The following is a 3,329-nucleotide window of genomic DNA, read 5'->3' on the forward strand; positions in this document are numbered from 1 at the left end:
GGCTCGATGCAAAATATGAGCTATTTCAACGCAGAAACCGGCAAGCCGGTATCCGCAATCGTTGCAGCTCGTCAGGCAGCATTGGGATTGGCATTGACCATCGACAGCTTCTCACATGTGGAGCTCGCCGGTATGGCCTTTCCCGGTCGATCCTCTGACGTTCTGGAGATCCAGAAATTTGGATCAACAGCGCGCGCTACAGAGGGTCGATATGGGGGACTACTGGCAGATGGCGGGACACCGCTGGCTCCAGCTCTCATGTTCGCTGCTGAACAAGTTCTCTCCAGGCAAAACGAACGAAAAATCATCATCGTCCTTTCTGATGGAGAGCCCAGAAACCCGAAGGCTACCGAGAGCATTATCGAGCGCTGCAAGCAAAGCGGCATCGAGCTCTATGGTCTAGCCCTCCAATCCAACGCGCTCCAACGCTTTATCGAGGATACAGAGTATCTAAAGGACGCCTCGCGTCTGCCAGATACATTGTTCTCCCTCGCTGACCGCATCTTGAAGCGCTAAACCCCAGAGGGGATGTTCGTATCCCCAAGGGAGACGTGCATCCCCTTCCTTTTGCTAAGGAAGACACCATGCACGTATCCATCATCACCGATGCTTCTTACGATAACCGGCAAGCTGGTTTCGGGATGCATATCAAGCTCTCCGAACCAGTTCACAATCAGACTGAGTTTCGGTTTCACGGAGCAATCTCTGACATAAACAGCTCAACGGATAGTGAAGCTGTTGCTGTCACCAGAGCGCTGCGCATCGCCCAGATGCTTTGCTCTGGCAAAAAGCTCAAGTCGATAGAAGTGATCACAGATAGTGACCGCACCGTCGATCTTATTAATCTTCAACAACGGCCGAACCATGCCGAACGCGAGCTGACAAAACTTGTTTTCTCGTGCCGACAGCAAGGTATCAAGGTCAATCCAAAGCACCAGCGATCTCACATCGCGATAAACGGCTGCTGGAATACCCAAAACCACGATTGGTGCGACAGCGCAGCGCGCGCCGCACTGAAATCCGTTCGCGAAATCGCTGTTTGCTAAGGAGCAACTAAGATGAACAATTATGACAAAGACAAAGTTCTGAATGCGGCCAGTGGCCGTTGGTCAGAAATAATCCAAAGGTTCAGCACCAAGTCGTTTGACGCCAAGGTTCTGCGGAGGTGTGGAAGTCACGGTGCCTGCCCCCGCCATGGGGGCCGGGACGGGTTTCGATTCTTCAAGGACTTTGAGGAGACTGGCGGTGGTGTCTGCAACTCTTGTGGAGTATTTTCAACGGGTCTCGGCTTGCTGTCATGGCTTAACGATGTCCCGCTGAACATTGTCATCAATGACCTGGGTGAATACCTCGGCATTGATCCGGAACCAAGACGGCAGCCAGCAAATGGCGCTTATCCCTCAAAGAAAAGCGGCAAAGGTTGGCCACCCATGCAGAAGCAAGAACCGAAGTTCGTCCCGAAAAGGGAGATCGTCGATCCGAAAAAAGTCGCTGAACAGCGTCAACGGCTCAACGAGATCTGGACGGCTTCAGTCCCGCTGTCTCATGAACACGCCCGTCCGGCTCGTCTCTATTTCGATGCGCGTGGAGTGAATTCCACCCGCTACGAAACGAACCCTTTCATCCGCTTCCACCCGGGACTGGATTATTGGGATGAAGACACTGGCGAAGTCCTTGGAACCTATCCTGCCCTGGTAATGATGTTCATTAATCAGGAACGGAAACCCACCAACCTTCATCGGATCTACCTGACACCGCAAGGCGACAAAGCCCCGGTCAACGGTGACCCGAAGAAAATGACGAAGAAACCGGATGACCTTACTTTGACTGGAAGTACGATCTGGCTTTCCCCCCCGGCCGCCGTTATTGGCATAACCGAAGGCGTGGAAACAGGTATTGCAGTCGAGGCAGGGACCGGCCTCAACGTTGGCGCATGTGGAAATGCTGTTCTTCTCGAACGTTTCCTCCCTCCGGCCGAGGTCAAAATCATCCACAACTTCGTCGATAAAGATCGATCAATGAGAGGCGAAGAAGCAGCCCATGCGTTCCGTGAACGGATGGCAATGGCTCGACCGGACATTCAGATCTTCGACCACCTGCCACCGCTTGACATCTCCGATGGTGAAAAGTGCGTGGATTGGCTCGATGTTTGGAGCAACTACGGTAAAGCAGGCTTTCGTCATCTCAACCTGATCACCAACCTGCAGCTCGCAGGCTAACACTCATCACTCTAACCCCATGGGGACATACTGCTCCCCACGGGGGAGGAGTGTGTCCCTTCTTTTTTGCTGAAGGAGACACACCATGATGAACAATGAACAACTCGTAGTCGTAACCGACCTGGCATCGCGTGATCTATTTGCTTTCGGGCACACAGTTCCGTGCGATCTAGCGAATGAACCTATGCTTGATGTTCTGGAGAAAGATCTTGCTGAACAAGGCTACAAGTTCGAACGCTTGGCCAAAGAAGGAGAGACGCGGGTAGGTTTGTTCTACAACAGGCACCCTGATCTGAATGACGACGTTCAAATCGCGATCGTATGTCACGCAGGGGAAACCTGGGAACAAGCAGGCAATCGGTTCGCAGCTCGCAGTGGCTGCTTCTCCTCGACTTTCGAAATCGAGGACTACCGTGGCCTTCAATATCTTGAGTTCGTCGGTTGGGTAGACGAATTTAACTGATCAACACCAGAAAAAGGGGGGCATTTGCTCCCCTTTTTTTGTTTTCAATTCCGATGAAGCATCAAAGGTCATCAAACTTTTATACGCGCAAGCTCAGGGTTGTGCGAACGCCAACAATACCCGTAAAGTTCGAAAAACAAAGTATGAGCAAGCATATGAATTCCATCAAAATCACATCCCTGATCGCTGCAACAGCGCTGAGTGCCTGCGCCAACTACCCGGACGCAGCACCACCGCCAACGGATCAAGCGAAACTGGCAGCCATCGAGCTCAAGTCGTCGACCGAACAAGCCTATATCCTGGATGATTTTGAGAATTCCCGGGATCTGGACGTGTTGGCGCCGATGCCAGCGGCCCTTGACGCCGCGGCCTTGGCCACCGACGGCCCACTTTCCCTGTTGTTGCTCGCTTTGGCTGTGACGAATGGCGATGACTCACAAGACGTGGTTTCGAAGTATGCACTGCCCGATGTGATCGATGGGCAGAGCATCGAAAGCTTGGATGACGTGAACCGTTTCGTTGCTCGATCGACAATCGATGTTGCAAAACGTCACGGCTTTGCGCTGGTCGATAAAAGTACCGATGACCGGATACTGCTGTTCAAAGATCGAGCCGAGGAGCCGATGTACCTGCGCGTCTATAATTTC

General features: G+C 52.6%; 5 protein-coding genes. All 5 read left to right on the forward strand.

The features are described from left to right. Window positions 1-516, forward strand: a 516-nt coding sequence (locus WA429_RS20760) for a VWA domain-containing protein (RefSeq protein WP_336107838.1), incomplete at its 5' end; no start/stop codon positions are given. Window positions 517-584: 68 nt separating this feature from the next. Beyond that, window positions 585-1,046 carry a hypothetical protein gene (locus WA429_RS20765; protein WP_336107839.1) on the forward strand — a complete coding sequence of 154 codons (462 nt, stop codon included), beginning with the start codon at window positions 585-587 and terminating at the stop codon, window positions 1,044-1,046. 12 nt (window positions 1,047-1,058) lie between these two features. Next, on the forward strand, window positions 1,059-2,219 hold the full coding sequence (locus WA429_RS20770) for a DUF7146 domain-containing protein (protein ID WP_336107840.1): 1,161 nt from the start codon (window positions 1,059-1,061) through the stop codon (window positions 2,217-2,219). An 85-nt stretch (window positions 2,220-2,304) separates the two neighbouring features. Then, a complete protein-coding gene (locus tag WA429_RS20775) occupies window positions 2,305-2,682 on the forward strand; it encodes a hypothetical protein (protein ID WP_336107841.1) in 378 nt (125 codons plus the stop codon). Between the two features lie 155 nt (window positions 2,683-2,837). Next, the coding region (locus WA429_RS20780) for a hypothetical protein (RefSeq protein ID WP_336107842.1) at window positions 2,838-3,329 on the forward strand (492 nt) is incomplete at its 3' end.

It is taken from the genome of Thalassospira sp. CH_XMU1420-2 (assembly GCF_037029325.1).
In the GTDB taxonomy this organism is placed as follows: Bacteria; Pseudomonadota; Alphaproteobacteria; order Rhodospirillales; family Thalassospiraceae; genus Thalassospira; species Thalassospira povalilytica.

Coding starts and splice junctions, on each gene's coding strand:
- WA429_RS20765 (WP_336107839.1), top strand. CDS start 585: ATGCACGTATCCATCATCACCGATGCTTCTTACGATAACCGGCAAGCT.
- WA429_RS20770 (WP_336107840.1), top strand. CDS start 1,059: ATGAACAATTATGACAAAGACAAAGTTCTGAATGCGGCCAGTGGCCGT.
- WA429_RS20775 (WP_336107841.1), top strand. CDS start 2,305: ATGATGAACAATGAACAACTCGTAGTCGTAACCGACCTGGCATCGCGT.